This window comes from Achromobacter maghribensis, assembly GCF_057334215.1.
The window spans coordinates 40,546-60,920 of sequence record NZ_JBHFII010000036.1 but is presented as its reverse complement, the minus strand read 5'-3'; the positions used below and the strand labels follow the sequence as shown (position 1 = coordinate 60,920).

Sequence of the window (20,375 nt, the reverse complement as noted above, 5' to 3'; positions counted from 1 at the left end):
CGCGCGCAGTTCTTCAATGGCGTCGGCGGATAACGGCGCGGGCCGGGGGTGGCTCATGAGCCACAGGCGAGCCGTTTCTTCCAGTTCTTCCAGCGCATGGGACGCGTGCGCGACCGAGCGTTCCCACACCACCGGGCCCAGGCGCTCGAACAGCGCGCCGCGGACTTGCCCCGCCACCGCGGCCACCTCGGCGGCGGCTTGCGGATCGCCGGGGCGGCGATAGCCGATCAACGGGATGCGGCCCACCTTCATGACCTGATACGGGGTAAGGGGCGGCAGCACCTCGTCGGGCCGCCAGACGCCGGCAAGCGTCAGGGCGACCAGGTGCGTGGAGTGCGTGTGGACGATCCCGCGCGATTCGGGGCTGGCGCGGTAGATGCCCTGATGCAGCACCAGGGTCTTGGACGGCTTGGCGCCCGAGATCCATTGGCCGCCAAGGTCGACCTTGGCCAGTTCCGCCGGGTCCAGCCGGCCCAGGCAGGCGTCAGTAGGCGTGATCAGCCAGCCGTCGTCCAGGCGGGCGCTGATGTTGCCGGCCGCGCCCACGGTGTAGCCACGGTTGTAGAGGCTGGCGCCGACAGTGCAGATGTCTTCGCGAACGCGGGATTCTTCAGTCATGGAACGCCCCCGGCACGCAGGGGCGGGACCGCCAGGAAAGCGGCGGGAAAGTCGGCGGCGCAACCAGCATGATGACCTGTCTCTTGAATAGAAGTTATCGGGTCATCATACAAATTATGGCTTTTGAACAGATACCGGGTAAACCCGTATCTGTTCAAAAAAACGGGCGCGCAGGCATCACTCCAGCACGCGTCCCTTGGTTTCGGGCAACAGCAGCGCCGTCACGATCACCACCGCGTAAGCGCCCGTGGCGAATGCCCCGATTGCCCAACCCAGGCCGTGCGTCTGGCTCAGGAATCCCACCAGGCTGGGGAATAGCGCCCCCACGCCGCGGCCGAAGTTATACGCAAACCCCTGCCCCGATGCGCGCACCCCGGACGGGAACAGTTCCGTCAGATAAGCGCCGATTCCGCTGAAGATGCCAGACGCGGCAAAGCCCAGCGGAAAGCCCAGGAACAGCATCTGGCCGTCGGTCAGCGGCAATTGCGTGTAGACGTAGACGCTGGCCGTGGACAGCACCGAGAAGATCAACAGGTTGGCGCGGCGGCCCAAGCGGTCGGCCAGATAAGCGCCCGCGATGTACCCGCAGAACGATCCGAAGATGATCACCATCAGGTACCCGCCGGTATTCAATACGGACAGTTGGCGCTCAACCTTCAGGTAGGTCGGCAACCAGGTGGTGATGGCGTAGTAGCCACCCTGCACGCCGGTGCACAGCACGGCGGTGATGACCGTGGTCTTCAACAGCGCGGGCGAGAAGATCGTCCAGAACGAGGCCCGGGCCTCACCGGCCTGCACCTTGGCCTGGGCGCGCTGGAACACCTCGGGTTCGGGCACGTTCTTGCGGATGTACAGCACCAGGAAGGCCGGCAGCACGCCCACCCAGAACAGGCTGCGCCAGGCCCATTCCGCGGGCAGGATGGAAAACGCGACCGTGTACAGGATGGCCGCGACGCCCCATCCAACGGCCCAACCGCTTTGCACGGTGCCCACGGCCTTGCCTCGGTGTTCGGCCCGCACGATTTCGCCCATCAGCACCGAGCCGACGGCCCATTCGCCGCCGAAACCCAGGCCCTGCAAGGCCCGCAGCACGAATAGCTGCTCGAAATTCTGCGCGAAGCCGATGGCCACCGTGCACGCCGAAAACCACAGGATCGTGTATTGCAGCACGCGGACACGGCCGTACCGGTCGGCAAGGATGCCCGCCAGCCATCCGCCGATGGCGGAAAACAGCAGCGTGACGGTGCCCAGCATGCCGGCCTGGCCTTTATCGATGCCCCACAACGTCATCAGCGTGGCGATCACGAAGGTGAACACCATGAAGTCCAGGGCGTCGATGGCCCAGCCCCCGAACGCGGCGATGAAGGTGCGCCGTTCCGTCTTGTTCAGCTCTCTATACCATTGCATGGTTTGCCTCTTGGAGGGTTCGGTTTCCCGGGATTACCGCGCCGGCGAAAAGCCGTACAGCCGTTCGGGGTTGTCGACCAGAATGCGATGGCGCAGGGCAGCATCCGGCGCCCACAACGCCAGCTGATTGCGCAGCCGGCCGGTGTTGACCATGCGCGTCTGATGCACGTGCGGCCAGTCGCTGCCCCACAGCATGCGGTCGGGCGCCGTCTCGATCAGCGCCTGTGCCCACGGCACCACGTCGCTGAAATCGTCGAAGCGGTCGCTGATGCGGTAGGCGCCGGACAGCTTGACCCACCAGCCATGGTCCCGGACCAGATGCTGCAAGGCCTGGAAGCCGGCGCTGCCCACCCCCTCGGCGACGGGCATGTGACCCATGTGGTCCACCACGCCCGGCACCGGCAGCTTGCGCATGCGCGGCAGAAGCTCGGGCAACTGACGCGCATCCATCAAAAACTGCATGTGCCAGCCCAGACCGGCAATGCGATGCGCCAAGGTCTCCATCGCGTCAAAGCCGATACCGCCGCCGAACAGCACATTGATGCGCAAGCCGCGCACGCCCGCAGCATGCATGTCCGCCAGCTCGCTGTCCGTCACGGTCGGGGCCACCACGCCGATGCCGCGCAACTGGTCGGGATGGCGGCGCAGCACCTCCAGCATGTAGCGGTTGTCGGTGCCGTAAACGCTGATCTGCACCAGCACGCCGCGCGCCATGCCGGTTTGTTTCAACATGCCCAGGTAAGCGGACTCCGGCGCGGGCGGTGGCGTGTAGGTGCGCTCCGGCACCAGCGGATAGGCGGCGGCATCCGCGGCCACCACATGCGCGTGCGTATCGCAGGCGCCGGGCGGTATGTCAAAGGTGGCGGCGTCCATCTCGGGCAAGGGCGCCAGGCACAGGGGCGCTTCCTGCGCGGAAGCATCGGAAAGGGTCGGACACATGCGTGGATCTCCCAGAATGGAATCGAACCAAAGGAAGGTTCAATTTACCGTGATGCCGGCATCCTTGATCAAGGCCGCGAAGTTCGGCACGTCGCGGGCGATCAGCGCCTGAAAAGCCGCCGCGCCCTGCTCTTTTTCGGTTGGCGCCTGAGCCGCCAGCTTGTCCAGCGATTCGCGTACGCCAGGGCTCTTCAGCGCGGCCGCCAAGGCCTGTTCCAGCCGCGCGATCACGGCGGGCGGCGTGCCGGCCGGCGCGGCGATGCCGTTCCAGACACTCATGTTGAAATCCGGCACGCCGCCTTCCGCGAACGTCGGCACATCGGGGATCTGCGGCAGCCGCGCAGGGGAGGCCACGGCCAGCGCCGTGACGCGTTTGGCTTCGTGGATGGGGATCATCGTGACGGTCTGGTCGATCACCGCGTCCACCGTGCCGGCCATCAGGTCGGCAATCGCCGGGCCCGCGCCCCGGTAGGGAATCTGCATCCCTTGCGTATGGGTCACGTGCATGAAATAGGCCGCCGCGATATGGCTTGTTGAGCCGGACCCGGCATTGCCGAAGTTCACGTCGGCGCCATGCTTCTTCAGGCGCTCGACGAAGTCAGACAGCGTGGCGATGCCGCTTTTCTTGCTGACGGACAGCACCATCGGCACCGTCGCCACCAGCCCGATCGCGCTCATGTCGCGACGCGGATCGAACTTGCTCTTGGGGTATAGCGACGGCGCGATGGCCAGCGACCCCATATTGCCGAAGGTGACGGTGTAGCCGTCTGGCGCGGCGCGAGTCACGCGCTGGTTGCCGATCATGGTGCCGCCGCCGCCCATGTTTTCCACCACGACGGTCTGGCCCAGGTTCTCGCCCATGGCTTGCGCCACGATGCGGGCCAATCCGTCAGTGGATCCCCCCGCCGCGTACGGCACCACCATCGAGATGGGGCGCGTGGGGTAGTTCTGCGCGGACGCGTTGGCGGCAAGCGCGATCAGGCCGGCGCCCAGGGTCGCCAGAAAAGTCTTCTTCATGTTTTGCTCCTCGCTGTTTCTGCCGGCAACAGCCGGCCCTCCACCTTGTCTTGGCGGTTTTTTTGGTGATGCAGGTTGAAAAGACGGCGCGGCCGCAGCCACGCCGTGGTTGAAGCGGCCTAGCTTTTCCTGGCGGCCAGTTCCACGCCCGCCAGTTGCTCGGACAGGCGCGCGACGGCGGTGTGGTCCTGGCCCTTGCCCAGGGTTTTGCCTGCGGAGGCCCACAATTCGCGGCACAGCGACGCGAACGGCGTGGGCGTGCCGGTATCGGTGGCAATGCCCAGCGCAATGCCCAGGTCCTTGACCATCAGGTCCAGGCCGAAGCCCGAATTGAACTGGCGCGACAGCACGAACTGCTTGAACTTTTTTTGCGTGGAATTGTTCATGCCCGTGGACGCATTGAGCACATCGACGATCACGTTGGGGTCCAGGCCGAACTGCTGGCCGATCAACATGGCTTCGACGCCGATCAGGAAGCCGCCGGCCGATACCAGGTTGTTCAACGCCTTCATGGCGTGGGCGCTACCCACGTCGCCGACGGCGGTGATCGACGTGCCCATCGCCGACAGCGCCGGGCGCACACGTTCCAGCGTGGCGGCAGGACCGCCGAACATGATCGCGAGGTCGCCGGTGCGTGCGCGCGGCACCCCGCCCGACACGGGCGCGTCCACCATCTGGCTGCCGGCGGCGGCCACCGCCTGGGCAAGCCGCTGCGTATGCGCGGGCACGCCAGAGCTCATTTCGACGACGACGCTGCCCGGGCGCAGGCCGGCCAGCAGCCCTTGTTCGCCGCTCAGCACCTGTTCCACGATGGCGCTGGTGGGCAACATCGTGAAAACGATGTCGGATTGCGCTGCCAGCGCGGCGCAGGTGGCGGCGGCCTGGCCACCCACGTCCTGCGCGAATTTGTCGGCCTGGCCCGGCACGGCGTCAAACACCGTCACCGCATAGCCGGCCTGCACCAGGCGCGCGGCCATCGGCCAGCCCATGCTGCCGATGCCGACGAGCCCCACCCGTTCTTGCGGGGCGTTCATGCTTGCTGCGCCTTGAAGGCGCCCTCTTCTTCCAGCACCTGGTTGGCAACCTTGAAGGCATCCAGGCCGGCGGGGATGCCGCAATACACGGTGGCCTGCAGCAGGATTTCCTTGATCTCTTCAACGGTCACGCCATTGTTCAGCGCGCCTTTGACGTGGAGTTTGATTTCGGCCGGGCGATTCAACGCCGTCAGCATGGCCAGGTTCAGCATGCTGCGCGTCTTCTTTTCCAGACCCGGACGGCCCCAGGTGTAGCCCCAGCACCACTCGGTGGTGATGTGCTGGAAGGCCATCATGAAGTCGTTGGCGCGGGCCAGGGACCCGTCCACGTACTCGGTGCCCAGCACTTCGCGGCGCAGGTTCAGGCCTTGGTCGAACAGGGCTTGGGTTTCGGATTGGATGTCTGCCATAGGTTCCTCGTTTAGTGATGATGACGGGCGTCGAACCGGCTTGTGCTCGGTCTGTTTTGTCTGATTGTCAGTCAATTTTTGTCCGCCCGTCAACAGTCGGATTGTCTGACAATATGCTTGACTGCTTAAAAAATGAACACAATAATGCGGCAAAGCGCCGGGCTGGCTGCCGTGCGCCCCATTCCACAAAAAGCCAGGAGACAAGCATGAAAAGCAACCCCACGCAGGCTCTGCGCCACGGGCGCCGGGAATTTGTCGCTGGACTGGGCGCGGTCGCGCTGGCGGCCACCCTGCCCGGCCGTGCGCTGGCGGCGCCGGCCGATATCAACGTCGGCGTGATCCTGCCGTTGTCGGGCGCGAATGCGCAGTTCGGCATCAATTCGCGGCAGGGCCTTGAACTTGCCGCGGACGAAATCAACGCGGCGGGCGGCATCAAGTCGCTGGGCGGCGCCAAGCTCAAGCTGGTTATCGCCGATGCCACCTCGCAGCCCACCACGGCGGCCACCGTGGCGCAGCGCCTGATCACGCAGAATCGTTGCGTGGCGCTGATTGGCGCCTATGCGTCGTCGCTGACGCTGGCCGTGTCCGAAGTGACCGAACGCCGTGGCATCCCGCTGCTGACGATGTCGTTTTCGGACGTGCTGACGGAACGCGGTTTCAAACACATCTTCCAGGTGGTATCGAAGGGCTCGGTGCTGGGCCGCGCGCAATACGACTATGCGGCGTCCGTCGTGGCGGGCGCATCCGCCATCAAGAAAATCGCGCTGCTGTACGAAGACACGGCCTACGGCACCTCGCAAGCCGTGGGCGTGCGCAATGCCGCCAAGGCGGCCGGTGCGCAAATCGTGCTGGATGAAGCCTATCCGCTGGGCATCACCGACGTCACCCCGCTGATCAGCAAGCTGCGCGCATCCGACGCCCAGATCGTGTTCCCGATTTCCTACCTGAACGACAGCCTGTTGATCATCCGGGTGATGCGCCAGCAACGCCTGACCGTGCCCATCGTGGGCGGCGCGGCGGGCTATGTGATTCCCGACTTTGCGAAAGCGCTGGGCCCCTATTCCCAAGCCGTCCTGTCCATCGCACCGGCCAATTACGACCAGGCGCCGGCCTATACCGAGCGCTACCGCAAGCGCTTCGGTACCTTCATGCCGCACGAGGCCCTGGAACACGCGGTATGCGCCGGCGTGCTGGCCCAGGCCCTGGAAGTGGCGGCGTCCGATAAGCCCGAGGCGGTATCCAAAGCGCTGCGCGCGCAGAAATACGACCAGGGCTGGGCCGGCGTGATGTCGGGCGGCGGCGTGCATTTCGACGCCAACGGCCTGAACACCCTGGCCCAACCCATCATGGTCCAGTGGCAAAACAACGAGTTGGTCTCGGTGTGGCCGCAAGCGCTGGCCAAGGGCCGCGTCATCACCGCCAACTGAGCGCTCGGCGCGAACCGGAGGACGGTCATGCAATTCTTGCAGGCACTGGTGGACGGCATTTTGCTGGGCGGCGTGTATGCGGTCATTTCGATCGGACTGACACTGGTCTTCGGCGTGGTCTCCATCGTCAACTTCGCCCAGGCCGAATTCCTGATGGTGGGCATGTTCGTGGCGTACTTCGCCTGGAAATTGCTGGGGCTGGACCCGCTCCTCGGGTCGTTGCTGTCGTTCGCGGTGGCCTTCGTGCTGGGCGTGCTGACGCAGAAGTTCCTGATCGACCGCGTGTTGAAGGCGCCGGCGGTGGCGCAGATCTTCCTGACGGTGGGCCTGCTCATCGTGATGGAGAACCTGGCCCTGATCCTGTTCGGTTCCGAGTTCCGCTCGGTGCAGACGCCCTATCAGATGACGGCGCTGGCGGTCGGCCCGATCCTCCTCAGCGCGCCCTATCTGCTGGCTTTCATCGTGGCGTCGGTGGCGGGGTTGACGCTGTGGTGGGTGCTGAAAAAAACCTGGTGGGGCATGGCGGTGCGCGCGACGGCGCAGGATCCGATGGCTGCCCGGCTGTCGGGCATCTCTACCCATCGCGTCCATCAATTGGCCTTCGGACTGGGCGTGGGCCTGACGGCCTTGGGCGGCGGCATCATCCTGCCCTACCTCACTGCGTCGACCACCGTCGGCGCGCAATTCAGCGTGCTGATGTTCACGGCGGTGGTGCTGGGCGGGCTGGGCAGCGTCATGGGCGCGGTGGTGGGCGGGGTCGCGGTCGGCGTGATCCAGTCGCTGTCGTCGCTGGTGCTGCCCATGCAGTTGCAGAACCTGGTGCTGTTCGCCATCTTCATCCTTGTCCTGGCCGTGCGCCCGGAAGGTCTTTTGAAAAGGGCTGCCTGATGGCCATGACTCGACAATCCCTGCCGTGGGCCGCGCTATTGGCCATCGCACTGGCCGCCCCCTGGCTGATGGAAGACCAAGGCTATGGCATCCGCGTCCTGACGCTGGTGCTGCTGTTTGCCGCGATGGGCCAGTCCTGGAACATCGTGGGCGGCCTGGCCAACCAGATTTCGCTGGGGCATGCGGCCTTCTTCGGTCTGGGCGCCTACACCTCGACACTGCTGCTGATGCGATTCGGCATTTCGCCATGGCTGGGCATCGTGGCCGCGATGGCGGTAGCGGCCGTGGCGGGCGCCCTGCTCAGCCTGCCCACCATGCGGCTGCGCGGCCACTACTTTGCGTTGGCCACGCTGGCGTTCGGCGAAGTGCTGCGCGCCATCGCCAACACCTGGGCATCGGTGACGGGCGGGCCGGTCGGCCTGTCGATCCCGTTTTCGGAAGGCGTGGCGCAGATGCAGTTCAAGTCCAGCATCCCGTACTACTACCTGATGCTGGGCGCCGCGCTGGTCACGTCGGTGGTTTTCGCGCTGATCAGCCGTTCGCGCCTGGGCTATCGCCTGCGCGCCGTGAAGGCCAATCCGCAAGCGGCGGAGGTCATCGGCGTGGACACGGCACGCACGCGCATCCTGGCCGCCGTGATCTCGGCCGCGCTGATGGGCGCCTGCGGCACCCTGTACGCGCAGTTCATCTACTTCTTCGATCCGGACACCGTGTTCTCGCTGGTGGGCATCTCGGTGCGCGTGGCGCTGATCTGCATCATCGGCGGCGTGGGCACGGTGGCCGGCCCGCTGATCGGCGCCCTGGTCATCATTCCGCTGGAAGAAACGTTCAACGACTGGCTGTCCGGCCATACGGCGGGCGTTTCGCAACTGGCGTTCGGGCTGATCCTGATCGCCATCATCCTGATCGAGCCGCGCGGCCTGTCGGCGCTGTGGACGCGGCTCTGCAACCTTAGGCGGGGCCAGCATGCCTGACATCCTGAAGGTTTCCAACGTGCAGCGCCGCTTCGGCGGCCTGAAAGCCGTGGACGACGTGTCTTTCAGCGTGGCGCGCGGCGACATCCTGGGCCTGATCGGCCCCAATGGCGCCGGCAAGACCACCTTGTTCAATCTGCTGGTGGGCCTGTACGCCAGCCAGGGCGGCCGCATCGAACTGGACGGCCAGGACGTCAGCGGCCTGCGCCCCCATCAGATCGCGGCGCGCGGCATGACCAAGACGTTCCAGAACGTGGCGTTGTTTCCCGAAATGACCGTGCTGGACAACGTGCTGGTCGGCGGCCTGCTGCGTCACGACGTGCCACATGCCCGCCAGGTGGCGCGCGACAATCTCGACCGCGTCGGCCTGTCCGCCATTGCGGCCAAGCCGGCTGGCGAACTCTCGTTTCCCGAGCAAGCCCGGGTGGAACTGGCACGCGCGCTGTGCACCGCCCCCAAGGTCTTCCTGCTGGACGAAGTGATGGCGGCGCTGAACGAATCCGAGATGGACGCGATGCTGGACCTGATCCGCACGCTGCGCGACGAAGCGGGCATCACCTTCATCGTGGTCGAGCATCACATGCGTGCCATCATGCGGCTGTGCAACCGCATCCTGGTGCTGTCCTTCGGCCAGAAGATCGCCGAAGGCAGCCCCGCCGACATCGCGTCCGACCCAACCGTGATCGAGGTCTACCTGGGCAAATCGTTGGAACAGGCGGGGGTGGCCGCATGAGCCTGTTGCAGATCCAGGGGCTGACCGCCTCTTATGACCGCAGCCCGGTGCTGCACGACGTCTCGCTGGACGTGCCCGAAGGCGGTTTCATCGCGGTCGTCGGCGCCAACACAGCGGGCAAAAGCACGCTGTTGCGCTGCATCTCGGGGCTGCTGGACAAGGTCAGCGGCAGCATCGTCTTCGACGGCCGCGACATCCTGCGCCTGCCGCCGCACCGCATCCCGGAATTGGGCATTGCCCACGTGCCGGAAGGCCGCCACGTCTTTCCGGAAATGACGGTCGAGGAAAACCTGACCCTGGGCGGCTACACCCGCCGCCATGACACGGCGGGCCTCAAGCGCAGTTGCGATCGTGTCTACGCCCTGTTCCCGCGGCTGCATGAACGGCGCCGGCAGCAGGCAGGCACGCTGTCCGGCGGTGAACAGCAGATGGTGGCGTTCGGGCGCGCGCTGATGCTGGAACCCCGGTTGTTGCTGCTGGACGAACCCAGCCACGGCCTGGCGCCCAAGGTCGTCGAGGAAATGCACCAGGCCATGATCGACATCCACCGCAGCGGCCTGACCATCCTGCTGGTTGAGCAAAACACCCGGTTGGCGCTGTCGGTGGCCGAACACGCCTACGTGCTGCAATCCGGTTCCATGGTGCTGTCCGGCCCCAGCGGCGCGCTGCTGGAAGACAGCCGCGTGCGCGCCGCCTACCTCGGGTTATAGCGATGGCGCGCCGGCGGGATATATTGCGTCTTTACGTTGAACCGGCGGTTCGCCGCAGCCGGGCCAAAAGCCCCCGCTGCCACCCGCGCCCGCCGTTACGCTAAGCGAGAGACAGCCATGCCCACCCCCACCGGCGCAGTATTCGAAAAACCCACCACCTTGCGCACCCGCGTTGAGGAATTCCTGCGCACGTCCATTATGGACGGACGCATCAAGGGCGGGGAACGCCTGCGCGAGGCCGAGCTGTGCGAACAGCTGAACATCAGCCGCAGCACGCTGCGCGAAGCGCTGCGCACGCTGGAGGCCGAACGCCTGATCTCGATCGAGCCGCACCGCGGCCCGACGGTGGTGCGCATCACTGAAAAAGCCGCCCGCGACCTGTATGCGCTGCGCGCCCTGCTGGAAGGCTTTGCCGCGCACGAATTCGCGCGGCTGGCCAGCGACCCCGACGTCGAACGCCTGCGCAAAGCCGTGGACGCGCTGCACCGTCAGGCCAAGGGCAGCAATAAATCGGCATTGCTGGCGGCCAAACGCGATTTCTACGACGTGCTGCTATCGGGCTGCGATAACGATCTGATCAAGGACATGCTGCCCGGCCTGCTGTCGCGCATCAATCTGTTGCGCGCGACCTCGTTCGCACGCGCCGACCGGCTGCCGGAAAGCATGGCCGAAATCGACCATATCTTCGAGCGCATCCAGGCTCGGGATCCACAAGGCGCCCAGGCGGCCGCGCAGAGCCATATCGTGAACGCGGAACGCACTGCGCTGGAAGTACTCAGGCGCCAACAAGAGGAGGCATCAACACGTGAAGGCGATCGTCCAGGAACTGAGGGCCGCGGCGGCCCTGGCACAGCAGGATAGCGAATTCATCGCCGCAGCCAGGGGCCTGCCGTGCGCCATCTGGCTGCAGGCCGGCGCGGATCCCGAAGACCGGGTCCCTGCCTGGGCGGGCCAACCCGCCGCCCCGTCGCAATGCCTCGTCATCAGCGCCCCGCCGGACACCTGGCGCAAACTGCTTGATCCCTCGCCACCGCCCGGCTATCACTCCTTCACCGCCGCCCACCGCCAGGCCCACGGCCTGCGCGTGAAAGGCGACGCACTGGCCATCGCCCAGGCCCTGCATCCCCTGGAACGACTGTTCGAGATCCTGCGCGGACAGCTCCACGCGGCGCCCGCCCTGCTGGACCGCAGCGCCATCACCGGCCACTACGCCACGCTCGACCTGGGCTTGGCGTCCACGTCCCTGTACTACGAGACCAGCGGCCTGCCCGACGGCCCGCCGCTGCTGATGCTGCACACCGCGGGCGCCGATTCGCGCCAGTACCACGCGCTGATGGCGGACCCCGGCCTGCGCGGCCAATGGCGCATGATCGCCTTCGACATGCCCGGCCACGGGCGCAGCATGCCGCAGCCCGGCCAGGCGTGGACCGAAACGGGACTGACCCGCGACGCCTATCTGCGGACGTGCGTGGCGGTCATCCGCCAATTGGTTGGCCGCCCCGCCGTGTTGCTGGGTTGCTCGATGGGCGCCGCGATGGCGCTGGTTGCCGCCGCCCGCAGTCCGGACGACGTGGCGGGCGTGGTGGCGCTGGAAGCGCCCTGGAAAGCCACCGGACGGCGCACGCCGATGCTTTGCCATCCACAGGTCAACCAGGCGGCGCACAACCCCGCCTATGTGCGCGGGTTGATGGGGCCGGCAGCCACGTTGGAAGCGCGCCGCGACGCCGCCTGGATCTACGCGCAAGGGGGCTTCAATGTGTACGCCAATGACCTGTGGTTCTACAGCGAAGACTTCGACGCCGCCGAACACCTGGCTGGCCTGGACGCCCACCGCTTCGGCGTGTCGTTGCTGACGGGCGCCTACGACTACTCCGCCAGCCCGGAAGACAGCCGTCGCGTCGCTGCGCGGATCCCCGGCGCGCGCTTCACCGCCATGCCCGAGCTGGGCCACTTCCCGATGGTCGAGAACCCGCAACGCCTGCTGGACTACCTGCGGCCCGAACTCGACCACATCCGCACCACAGGGGGATTCGCATGACGCTGCCCAACCACGAAGTCTATGCCTTGCGCTACGCCACGGTCGCCCGCCACCGCGGACAGAACTTCATCACGCCGCCCGACCCCCACGACGGGCCGATGCCCATGGACTATTTCGTCTGGGTCATCCGCCACGGCGCGCGCGTCTGGCTGGTCGACACCGGCTTTAACGAATCGGCCGCCCGTGCCCGGGGCCGCGAATTCCTGCGCTGCCCCATCGACGCCTTGAAAACGCTGGGCATCGCCCCCGCCGACATCCAGGACGTGATCGTCACGCATCTGCACTACGACCACGCCGGCAATATCCGCAAGCTGCCGCACGCCCGGCTGCATCTGCAAGAAAGCGAGCTGCACTACGCCTGCGGGTGCAACATGCGCTTCGACATGCTGCGCCACGCCTACGCGGTGGAAGACGTGGTCGACGTGGTGCGCGGCGTCTATGACAAGCGCGTGGCTTTCTATCACGGCCACGACGAGATCGCGCCGGGCCTGCAACTGCTGCACATCGGCGGGCACACGCAAGGCCTGCAGTCAGTGCGCGTGCACACGGCGCGCGGCTGGATCGTGCTGGCGTCCGACGCCAGCCACTACTACGACAACATGGGGCTGGACGCGCCGTTTCCGATCGTGCTGAACGTGGCCGACATGCTGGCCGGCTACGAAACGCTGCTGAAGCACGCGGAATCCCCGGACCACGTCATTCCGGGCCACGACCCGCTGGTCCGCAACCGCTATCCTGCCTTCCGCAACGGTGACACGGAAGTGGTGGCGCTGCATCTATCCGGCACGCCCGCCTCGTAGCCACCTGGCCTGCAACTACAGCGAATAGCGGTAGTCGCATTTCAGCGTGGCCTTCAACGGGCTGTCGTTCTGCGCGCCGGCGGTCGAACGCGGCCGAGGCGCCGTCAGCTTGGCCTGGAACGTGCCCACGATGTCTCCGGTGGCGTTCTTTCCAACCGCCACGCTGGACGGCAATGCATAGAGCGTCAACGCCGTGTCCCCGGACGGCACCAGCAGCGTGAACACCGATTGCGGAAAATCCGACACCAGGTAGTTGATGGAGGCGGTATCCGAAGTGAACGTCAAGGTCGCGTCGAAATAGCTGAGTTTGATGTTCAGCTCCTCTGACGACGGCGACGGAATAACCCCCTTCAGCGCCACTTTGCCGCTTTCCGACACGCAGGATAGTTCGGCCGGCGCGGACCCGGCGTGGGCGGCGCCCGCGAAAAGCAGGCAGGACAGGAACCAGGCGGCACGTGCGGTCATGGGGTTTCCTTGCGAAGGTCGGCGGGAACGAGACCGGCAAGTGTAGGCGGATTTCCCGCCATGCCGCCAGGATCAATACTTCAACTGCGTATCCCGCCCGGCGGATGCCGCCTGCGCCAGCGCGCGGGTAATGATGCTGGTCGAAACGTTGGCGAAATAGCGGGCGCCGAATGCGCCGTACTTTTCCTCGTCGGCGGGCGTCAGCGCAATAATGCCGGGGCACTTTCCCGCGGCGGCGATGGCGTTGAGGCCCTGCTCGATGGCGCGTTGCACAGGCGCCGCCGTCCAGTCGCTGCCATGGCCCATCGCGTGCGCCAGGTCATTGGGCCCGATGAACACCGCGTCCACGCCCTCCACCGCGGCAATCTCGGCGGCAGCAGTGATGGCTTCGGGTGTTTCGATCATGGCGATGAAAGCGATGCCGTCGTTGCTGCGCTGCGTGTGGCCGGCGCCGCCAAACGCGCCATAACCGGCCGCCCGCGTACTGAAGGCGCTTCCCCTGCGGCCCAACGGCGGATAGCGAACCAGGGAAACAAGCCGCCGCGCCTGCTCGGCGCTTTCCACCATCGGCACCTGCACCGCACCGGCCCCCATGTCCAGGATGCGCGGCAGATCGTGTTCAAAGCAGCGCACCACGGCGGCGATGCCTGCCGCCCGGGCCGCGCGCAGCATGTGTTCGGTCACGCCAAAGTCGGCGCTGCCGTGCTCGTTGTCGAGAATGATGAAGTCAAACCCGGCGTAGGCGCACATCTCGACGATGGCCGGGCTGGGCAAACCGTTGAACAGGCCCCGCAGCGGCTTGCCGCTGCGCAGCATATCCGGCAGACGGCCATCCAGGGGAAAACGGGAATCAGTCATGCAAGTCTCCTGGGAAAGGTCACACGCGGGGATCAATCGGCCTGGATGCCGGCATCCTTGATCACCTTGCCCCATTTATCGATTTCGCTGCGCTGGAATTGCGCGAACGGCGCAGAGCCGCGGCCGTCCGGCGCCACGCCCAGCATCATCAGCTTGGCGCGCACATCCGGGCTGGCCACGATGGCCGCCACTTCGCGGGCCAGGCGATCGACCACGGGCGCCGGCGTGGAGGCGGGCGCGAAGATGCCCTGCCAGGACTGCATCTGGAATCCCGGCAGCCCCAGTTCCGCCAGCGGCTTCACGCCGGGCAAGTCCGCCAGCGGCGCCGCCGACGTCACGCCCAGCACTTTGACGCGCTTGGAATCAATCATGGGGCGGGCCGCCGCCACGGTTTCAAACACCATGTCGATCTGGCCGCCGATCAGGTCCACCATCGACTGCGAGCCGCCCTTGTAGACGATCTGCCGCAGTCGCGTGCCCGAGATGGACTGAAAAAGCTGGCCCGACAGATGCTGCGACGTGCCCGCCCCCGCCGTGCCGTAAGTCAGCTCGTCGGGCTTCGCACGCGCGGCATCGATAACCTGCTGCACCGTATTGAACGGGCTGTCGGCTCGTACCACCAACGCATTGCTGACCATGCCCACCAGCGCCACCGGCGTGAAATCCTTGACCGGATCATAGCCAAGCGATTTGATGAAGAACGGATTGACGGCATGCGTGGTGATGGTGCCGCCCACCAGCGTGTAGCCGTCTGGTTCCGCGCGGGCCACCAACTGCGTGCCCACGATGCCGGACACGCCGGGCTTGTTCTCCACGATCACCGACTGCCCCAGCCGAACGCTCAGTTGCTCGGCCATCAGGCGCGCGACGCCGTCGGATACGCCTCCCGGCGAAAACGGCACCACATAACGAATGGTCTTGGCCGGCCAGGCCGGCGCCCCGCCTTGGGCGTGGGCGAGGGAGGCGGTCAGCCCGACCGCCGCAACGGCGGTCAGGGTACGTACAAAAATGCTGCGCATGCGTGTGTCTCCTGCGATTGATCATGAGCGCGGTCTGCGCGCGCTTTCAAGGTGTTGCCAAAAATCGTTTCAAGGCCCTGCCCGGACCGTGGCGCGTTCAATCAGGCTGCACGGCACGACGATGTCGCGCGGGCGCAATTCTGCTTGCATCTGCTCGCGCAGCAAGCCGACTGTGGCCTCGACCATCGGCTCGACCTGTTGGCGAATCGTCGTCAGGCGGTAGGCGCCCCACGCCGCCTGCGGCACATCGTCAAAGCCCACGACGGCGACGTCCTGCGGGACGCGCAGGCGAAGTTCCTGGCGCAGCACATCCAGCGCCGCGATCGCCATGTGGTCATTGCCGGCAAACAACGCGTCCGGCGCATCGTCGGCGAACATCCGTCGCACGGCGGCCTGCGCCCGGTCAAAATCGTAGTGGCCGGCTTCACGCCGGTGCACGGCATGGCCCAGTTCGCGCAGCCCATCGCGGTAGCCGCGTTCGCGTTCAATACTGGTCGAAGAATCTTCCAGGCCCGCCAGATAGCCAAAACGCCGATAGCCGCGCGCGACCAGCAATTGCGCCGCCATCTGGCCGCCCGCGTAGTTGTCGGACGTGACCGAGCTGCTGGCATGCCGCGCCAGCCCGCCCAGGATGGACACCCGATTGAACTGCACCACCGGCACGCCGACCTCCGCGCAGCTGCGCGCCACATTCGAGGACAGCATGGCCGACGCCATGACGATTCCGTCCACTTGGTATTGCAGGATTTCCGCCAGCACGCCGTCGGCCGCCTCATCGACTTCCGCGATGAACATCAGCACGTGGTAGCCCTCTTTCTGCAGCTTTTGCGAGAGCTTTTCGATCACCAGCGGATAGAACTGGTTCTCCAGATAGCTCATCACCAGCGCCACGATGCGGCTGCGCCGCGTGATCAGGCTGCGGGCGAGCGCGTTGGGCCGGTATCCCAGCTTCTGCGCGGCGGCAAGCACCTTGCGGCGCGTCTCTTCCGAGACGCTGGCCCCAGGGGTGAAGGTCCGGCTGACGGCGGACTGCGAGACGCCGGCCAGATCCGCCACGTCCTGGGCGCGCGGCGCGATCTTCATGCGGCTGTCCATCCGGCGTCCAGCATTAACGCGCTGCCGGTCATCAGGCTGGACGCGTCGCTGGCCAGGAATACGATGGCGCCCATCACTTCGTCCAAGCGGCCCACACGGCCCAGCGCATTGCGCGCGCACACCCAGTCGCGGAATCCGGGCTGCTCCAGCATGCCGGCCGTCATGGGGGTTTCGATGAAGGTCGGGCATACGGTGTTCACGCGGATGCCCGCCGTGCCCAGTTCCCATGCCAGCGCGCGCGTCATGCCTTCAAGCGCATGCTTGCTTGCGCAGTACAACGTTCGCCGGGGGCTGCCCACATGCCCCATCTGCGAGGACACGTTGATGATCGAGCCGGACATGCCTTCCTTCAACAGCCGTCGCGCGACCGCGCGGCTGGTGTAGAACGCCGCCTTCACATTCAGGTCGAGCACCGCGTCGATATCCTCGTCGGACTGCTCCACCAGCGGCTTGGGGCGATTCATCCCGGCGTTGTTCACCAGGATGTCGAACGGGCCGCCTGCCGCGATCGCCTGATCGACGGCGGCGGAATTCGTCACGTCCAATACCAGCGAGGCGCAGTCGATGGCCTCGGCGCGCAGCGCTTCGCACACCTGCGCCAGCTCGGGTTCGCGCCGGGCCGCCACCGTCACATGCGCGCCAGCGCGTCCCAGCGCGGCGGCAGCGGCCAGGCCGATACCGCCGCTGCCGCCCGTCACCAGGGCTCGGCGTCCGTCCAGGCGGAAGTCCGGTCCTTTGGGCAGCGCAATCATGCCTGCGCCTCAACCGGCTGGTACCAGGGCAGGTCAGGCCGGCTGCCGTAACGGCGAACGCGGATATTGGCCTGCTCGCCGTGGCCGGCGAAGTTCTCCATGTGGCACAGGCGCGAGCAGTATTCGCCCATCGTGACGCTCGCCGCATCCGTCAGCACCCGCTGATAGGTGCAGGTCTTCAGGAATTTCCCTACCCAGAGTCCACCCGTGTAGCGGGCGTTCCGATTGGTCGGCAGCGTGTGGTTGGTGCCGATCACCTTGTCGCCAAAACTGACATTGGTGCGCGGGCCCAGGAAAAGCGCGCCATAGTTCGTCATGTTGTGCAGGAAGTAGTCCGGGTCGCGGGTCATGACCTGCACATGCTCGAAGGCAAGGTCGTCCGCGACCTGCAACATTTCTTCGACGGTATCGCAAACAATGATTTCGCCGCATTCTGCCCAGGCCTGGGCGGCGATACCGCGGGTGGGCAGAAGGGTCAATTGGCGTTCGACTTCGGCCAGCGTATCCCGCGCGAGTTGTTCGCTGTTGGTAAGCAGCACCGCAGGCGACGTGGGCCCATGTTCGGCCTGGCCCAGCAGGTCGACCGCGCACAACTCTCCGTCCACGCTATCGTCCGCGATCACCAGCGTCTCGGTAGGACCGGCAAACAGGTCGATGCCGACACGGCCATACAACTGCCGCTTGGCTTCGGCCACGAACATGTTGCCCGGGCCGACCAGCATATCCACCGGCGCCACGCTGGGCGTTCCGACGGCCATCGCAACCACGGCCTGCACGCCGCCCAGCACCAGGATCTCGTCGGCTCCGGCCATGTCCATCGCGGTCACGATGGCCGGATGCGGCTTGCCCTGGTATGGCGGCGCCGTCGACACCACGCGCTTCACGCCGGCCACCTTGGCCGTCAGCACGCTCATGTGCGCCGAGGCCAGCAGGGGATACTTGCCCCCGGGGATATAGCAGCCGACGGCATTCATCGGTACGTGCTTGTGGCCCAGCACCACGCCAGGGTAGGTCTCCACTTCCACGTCGCGCATCGAATCCCGCTGGATCTGGGCAAAGTTGCGCACCTGCGCCTGCGCAAAGCTGATGTCTTCGATCTCGCGCGCCGACAACTGTTTGCGGGCGGCCTCGATTTCCGCGCGCGACAGGCGGAAGTCCGCCGGGTCCCAGTTGTCGAACTTGCGGCTGTAGTCCCGGACGGCGTCGTCGCCACGGGTCTCGATGTCGCGAATGATGTCTTCGACGGTAGCGCGCACCTTGGCGTCGTCGTCGGTCTTTACGGCGGCGGTCCGGCCGCGCTTCAGATAGCGGATCATGGTCTTTTGGCCCTGCAAACGTTAGGGGTTCGAATCAGCGCGCCCACTTTCGAAGCCTTGCATACGTATGCAAATAGGGAAAAACCCGTATACCGCCCGGCGACCGTCCTGCTAGCGCCGCATCAAGCGCTTAGTCCGCATCGCCGTGGTATCCGTACTTGATACCGCCCAGCACGCGCGTGCGCACGGCTTCGTTGAAGGGATAGGTGTAGGCCTGCCCCACCACCACCACGTGCGCAATGTTGGCCAGCACGCGGCGGCGCAGCACCTGGCCGACCGACTCGTCGTCGCCGCCGGACTCGGCGCGCGACATCTGCTGGAACAGCTCGCTCTGCGTCACGCCGTTCTGCATGAAGGAAAACGCCGTCCAGACGCATGCCAGCGTCAACACCAGCGCCAAGCCTGCCGCGCGTGTCGCGGCGCGGCCCGGCTCCTGCCCGGCCGGCGTGCGCAGCCAGACGACCAGCTTGGCGATCAGATACAACAGCTTGGCAAAGTGGCCCACCGCGCCCAGCAACGAAAACAGCAGCGCCACCGGCGGCACGATCGCCGCCCGCGCGGCGTCCTGGCCCAGTTTGTAGTGCTGGCCGCCGCGACCGAAATCCTCGTTCCTGGCGGAGAAACGCGGCATCGCCTCGTCCACGGCACGATCCAGCATGGCGTCGTACAGGCGCTTGAAGCTGGCCGCATCGGTGTAGTTGGACGCCACGCTCAGGCTCGCCGGCACCATCAGGGTCTGCCGCAGCAGCTTCTGCACGCCGGGGCGCGCCACGAAGTCTTCGTAAGACAGGCCCGGCGGAATCGCGTCGCCTTCCACCTGGACGGTGCGGCTGCGCATCGTCTTCCAGTATTGCTGCGCGACCGCCTCGTTGAACGTTGCGCGGTCATGGGGCTGCCAGCCGCCCGGCACGGGGATGCGTTTGCGCACGTCCTGCACCACGCGGGCCTGATAGCGCGCCGGCACGTTCTCGGGCGTCCAGCCGCGTCGCGACAAATTCCTGCGGTAATCGCTCCAGGCCCGGTCCTGTTCGCGCGCCAGCCCGATGTCGTTTGCCACCGGCACGCCGGCATATTGCTTCCAGCGGTCGGCGACGGACTGCATCACGCTGGTATAGACCTGGTGATAGCCGCGGATGCCCGGCGCCGTCATGCGGACGTCGCGGCCGTCGAAGCTGAAGGTCTTCATCTGGCGTTGCAGATCGGTGCGGATCACCTGTCGCTTCTTGGGTTCGACCTTCTCGTCCAGGTTATCGATGTTGGACAGCAGCACCTGAAACACGGCCAGGAACGCCTTGCCTTCGGGCCGCGCATAGACGTCGTCGTCGACCAGCCCGTCCAGATGCAGATCGCCCTGCACCAGGGACCGCTGCAACAAGCCGGCATTGGCGGCGATGCGGCGGAAATCGCCGTCGCGGGTGTCCACGAGCACGTTCACCAGCATCTTGATGGCACTGAACACCACCAGCGCCGTCACCACGCAGGCAACGCCGATCTTCAAGTACGACGGCTTGCCGCCGGTGCGCAAGCGCCGGGTCAACAGCAGTTGCAGGACCACCAGCGCCGCGGCAATGCCGGACAGCGTCCGGCCGAAGAACTCCAGTTCTTCGATATCGTGCGGCGTGGCGCGGCTGCCCACCACGTCCAGCAGGCGCGCGTTGAATCCCAGCTCGAAGCTCAGATAGACGACGGTCAGGACGATCAGGAAAAGAAGTTGGCGAATCTGGGCTTGCCGCACGTCAGTCCCTCAGATCAAGACGGGTCGAGGTGATTTCTTCGTCAGGCAGGTCCAGCTTGGCCGGCGTCCGCGATGCGGCGCCCGCGCGAGGCGCCGCGCCGCTGGCAGAGCCGGGTCCATCACCGCCCGGGGGGGGGGGG

General features: G+C 66.1%; 21 protein-coding genes. 8 read left to right on the top strand and 13 right to left on the bottom strand.

Going from position 1 to position 20,375, the window contains the following annotated elements; translation table 11 throughout:
* The 6 genes from otnC to ACE039_RS15095 form a co-directional block, all read right to left on the bottom strand.
* The coding region (gene otnC / locus ACE039_RS15120; RefSeq protein WP_485822718.1) for a 3-oxo-tetronate 4-phosphate decarboxylase at window positions 1-618 on the bottom strand (618 nt) is incomplete at its 3' end.
* 177 nt (window positions 619-795) lie between these two features.
* Entirely contained in the window at window positions 796-2,025 is a 1,230-nt protein-coding gene (locus ACE039_RS15115) for an MFS transporter (RefSeq protein ID WP_105558771.1), read from the bottom strand.
* A 33-nt stretch (window positions 2,026-2,058) separates the two neighbouring features.
* Window positions 2,059-2,964 (bottom strand): amidohydrolase family protein, encoded by a 906-nt coding sequence (locus tag ACE039_RS15110; RefSeq protein ID WP_313461873.1) that lies wholly within the window; start codon window positions 2,962-2,964, stop codon window positions 2,059-2,061.
* Window positions 2,965-3,003: 39 nt separating this feature from the next.
* The gene (locus tag ACE039_RS15105; RefSeq protein ID WP_485822717.1) at window positions 3,004-3,981 is read right to left on the bottom strand and encodes a Bug family tripartite tricarboxylate transporter substrate binding protein; all 978 of its coding nucleotides are present in this window, start codon (window positions 3,979-3,981) and stop codon (window positions 3,004-3,006) included.
* Between the two features lie 119 nt (window positions 3,982-4,100).
* Window positions 4,101-5,015 carry an NAD(P)-dependent oxidoreductase gene (locus ACE039_RS15100; RefSeq protein WP_485822716.1) on the bottom strand — a complete coding sequence of 305 codons (915 nt, stop codon included), beginning with the start codon at window positions 5,013-5,015 and terminating at the stop codon, window positions 4,101-4,103.
* Entirely contained in the window at window positions 5,012-5,425 is a 414-nt protein-coding gene (locus ACE039_RS15095; protein WP_105558774.1) for a carboxymuconolactone decarboxylase family protein, read from the bottom strand. Before ACE039_RS15095 ends, ACE039_RS15100 begins: the two co-directional genes overlap by 4 nt.
* A gap of 206 nt (window positions 5,426-5,631) precedes the next feature.
* Between ACE039_RS15095 and ACE039_RS15090 the strand changes: the two genes are divergently transcribed.
* The 8 genes from ACE039_RS15090 to ACE039_RS15055 all read left to right on the top strand — a co-directional run bounded on the left by ACE039_RS15090 (window position 5,632) and on the right by ACE039_RS15055 (window position 12,995).
* Window positions 5,632-6,852, top strand: a complete 1,221-nt coding sequence (locus ACE039_RS15090) for an ABC transporter substrate-binding protein (RefSeq protein ID WP_105558775.1) — start codon at window positions 5,632-5,634, stop codon at window positions 6,850-6,852.
* 27 nt (window positions 6,853-6,879) lie between these two features.
* Entirely contained in the window at window positions 6,880-7,740 is an 861-nt protein-coding gene (locus ACE039_RS15085) for a branched-chain amino acid ABC transporter permease (RefSeq protein ID WP_105558776.1), read from the top strand.
* Window positions 7,741-7,745: 5 nt separating this feature from the next.
* On the top strand, window positions 7,746-8,714 hold the full coding sequence (locus tag ACE039_RS15080) for a branched-chain amino acid ABC transporter permease (protein WP_233214205.1): 969 nt from the start codon (window positions 7,746-7,748) through the stop codon (window positions 8,712-8,714).
* Window positions 8,707-9,447: an ABC transporter ATP-binding protein gene (locus ACE039_RS15075; RefSeq protein ID WP_448711433.1), complete on the top strand. Its 741-nt coding sequence runs from the start codon at window positions 8,707-8,709 to the stop codon at window positions 9,445-9,447. The genes ACE039_RS15080 and ACE039_RS15075 overlap by 8 nt, the downstream gene beginning before the upstream one ends.
* Window positions 9,444-10,157: an ABC transporter ATP-binding protein gene (locus ACE039_RS15070; protein WP_485822715.1), complete on the top strand. Its 714-nt coding sequence runs from the start codon at window positions 9,444-9,446 to the stop codon at window positions 10,155-10,157. The genes ACE039_RS15075 and ACE039_RS15070 overlap by 4 nt, the downstream gene beginning before the upstream one ends.
* Window positions 10,158-10,274: 117 nt before the next feature.
* Window positions 10,275-11,018 carry a GntR family transcriptional regulator gene (locus ACE039_RS15065; RefSeq protein WP_485822714.1) on the top strand — a complete coding sequence of 248 codons (744 nt, stop codon included), beginning with the start codon at window positions 10,275-10,277 and terminating at the stop codon, window positions 11,016-11,018.
* A complete protein-coding gene (locus tag ACE039_RS15060) occupies window positions 10,963-12,195 on the top strand; it encodes an alpha/beta fold hydrolase (RefSeq protein WP_332008414.1) in 1,233 nt (410 codons plus the stop codon). Before ACE039_RS15065 ends, ACE039_RS15060 begins: the two co-directional genes overlap by 56 nt.
* A complete protein-coding gene (locus ACE039_RS15055; protein ID WP_448711430.1) occupies window positions 12,192-12,995 on the top strand; it encodes an N-acyl homoserine lactonase family protein in 804 nt (267 codons plus the stop codon). The genes ACE039_RS15060 and ACE039_RS15055 overlap by 4 nt, the downstream gene beginning before the upstream one ends.
* A 15-nt stretch (window positions 12,996-13,010) precedes the next feature.
* Here the strand turns inward: ACE039_RS15055 and ACE039_RS15050 are convergent, their stop codons facing one another.
* The 7 genes from ACE039_RS15050 to ACE039_RS15020 all read right to left on the bottom strand — a co-directional run bounded on the left by ACE039_RS15050 (window position 13,011) and on the right by ACE039_RS15020 (window position 20,235).
* On the bottom strand, window positions 13,011-13,460 hold the full coding sequence (locus ACE039_RS15050) for a hypothetical protein (RefSeq protein WP_485822713.1): 450 nt from the start codon (window positions 13,458-13,460) through the stop codon (window positions 13,011-13,013).
* Between the two features lie 72 nt (window positions 13,461-13,532).
* Complete coding sequence (locus ACE039_RS15045; protein WP_485822712.1) at window positions 13,533-14,318, bottom strand: HpcH/HpaI aldolase family protein; 786 nt, start codon at window positions 14,316-14,318, stop codon at window positions 13,533-13,535.
* Between the two features lie 32 nt (window positions 14,319-14,350).
* Complete coding sequence (locus tag ACE039_RS15040) at window positions 14,351-15,337, bottom strand: Bug family tripartite tricarboxylate transporter substrate binding protein (protein ID WP_485822711.1); 987 nt, start codon at window positions 15,335-15,337, stop codon at window positions 14,351-14,353.
* Between the two features lie 69 nt (window positions 15,338-15,406).
* Window positions 15,407-16,420, bottom strand: a complete 1,014-nt coding sequence (locus ACE039_RS15035) for a LacI family DNA-binding transcriptional regulator (protein WP_485822710.1) — start codon at window positions 16,418-16,420, stop codon at window positions 15,407-15,409.
* On the bottom strand, window positions 16,417-17,184 hold the full coding sequence (locus ACE039_RS15030; RefSeq protein ID WP_310034340.1) for an SDR family NAD(P)-dependent oxidoreductase: 768 nt from the start codon (window positions 17,182-17,184) through the stop codon (window positions 16,417-16,419). Before ACE039_RS15030 ends, ACE039_RS15035 begins: the two co-directional genes overlap by 4 nt.
* Window positions 17,181-18,500 (bottom strand): histidinol dehydrogenase, encoded by a 1,320-nt coding sequence (gene hisD, locus ACE039_RS15025; RefSeq protein WP_485822709.1) that lies wholly within the window; start codon window positions 18,498-18,500, stop codon window positions 17,181-17,183. The genes ACE039_RS15030 and hisD overlap by 4 nt, the downstream gene beginning before the upstream one ends.
* Window positions 18,501-18,630: 130 nt before the next feature.
* Complete coding sequence (locus ACE039_RS15020) at window positions 18,631-20,235, bottom strand: hypothetical protein (protein WP_485822708.1); 1,605 nt, start codon at window positions 20,233-20,235, stop codon at window positions 18,631-18,633.
* Between the last annotated feature and the right edge of the window lie 140 nt (window positions 20,236-20,375).

Bases quoted from the DNA above. Each gene is read 5' to 3' on its own strand.
- ACE039_RS15115 (WP_105558771.1), bottom strand. From the start codon at position 2,025: ATGCAATGGTATAGAGAGCTGAACAAGACGGAACGGCGCACCTTCATC.
- ACE039_RS15110 (WP_313461873.1), bottom strand. From the start codon at position 2,964: ATGTGTCCGACCCTTTCCGATGCTTCCGCGCAGGAAGCGCCCCTGTGC.
- ACE039_RS15105 (WP_485822717.1), bottom strand. From the start codon at position 3,981: ATGAAGAAGACTTTTCTGGCGACCCTGGGCGCCGGCCTGATCGCGCTT.
- ACE039_RS15100 (WP_485822716.1), bottom strand. From the start codon at position 5,015: ATGAACGCCCCGCAAGAACGGGTGGGGCTCGTCGGCATCGGCAGCATG.
- ACE039_RS15095 (WP_105558774.1), bottom strand. From the start codon at position 5,425: ATGGCAGACATCCAATCCGAAACCCAAGCCCTGTTCGACCAAGGCCTG.
- ACE039_RS15090 (WP_105558775.1), top strand. From the start codon at position 5,632: ATGAAAAGCAACCCCACGCAGGCTCTGCGCCACGGGCGCCGGGAATTT.
- ACE039_RS15085 (WP_105558776.1), top strand. From the start codon at position 6,880: ATGCAATTCTTGCAGGCACTGGTGGACGGCATTTTGCTGGGCGGCGTG.
- ACE039_RS15080 (WP_233214205.1), top strand. From the start codon at position 7,746: ATGACTCGACAATCCCTGCCGTGGGCCGCGCTATTGGCCATCGCACTG.
- ACE039_RS15075 (WP_448711433.1), top strand. From the start codon at position 8,707: ATGCCTGACATCCTGAAGGTTTCCAACGTGCAGCGCCGCTTCGGCGGC.
- ACE039_RS15070 (WP_485822715.1), top strand. From the start codon at position 9,444: ATGAGCCTGTTGCAGATCCAGGGGCTGACCGCCTCTTATGACCGCAGC.
- ACE039_RS15065 (WP_485822714.1), top strand. From the start codon at position 10,275: ATGCCCACCCCCACCGGCGCAGTATTCGAAAAACCCACCACCTTGCGC.
- ACE039_RS15055 (WP_448711430.1), top strand. From the start codon at position 12,192: ATGACGCTGCCCAACCACGAAGTCTATGCCTTGCGCTACGCCACGGTC.
- ACE039_RS15050 (WP_485822713.1), bottom strand. From the start codon at position 13,460: ATGACCGCACGTGCCGCCTGGTTCCTGTCCTGCCTGCTTTTCGCGGGC.
- ACE039_RS15045 (WP_485822712.1), bottom strand. From the start codon at position 14,318: ATGACTGATTCCCGTTTTCCCCTGGATGGCCGTCTGCCGGATATGCTG.
- ACE039_RS15040 (WP_485822711.1), bottom strand. From the start codon at position 15,337: ATGCGCAGCATTTTTGTACGTACCCTGACCGCCGTTGCGGCGGTCGGG.
- ACE039_RS15035 (WP_485822710.1), bottom strand. From the start codon at position 16,420: ATGAAGATCGCGCCGCGCGCCCAGGACGTGGCGGATCTGGCCGGCGTC.
- ACE039_RS15030 (WP_310034340.1), bottom strand. From the start codon at position 17,184: ATGATTGCGCTGCCCAAAGGACCGGACTTCCGCCTGGACGGACGCCGA.
- hisD (WP_485822709.1), bottom strand. From the start codon at position 18,500: ATGATCCGCTATCTGAAGCGCGGCCGGACCGCCGCCGTAAAGACCGAC.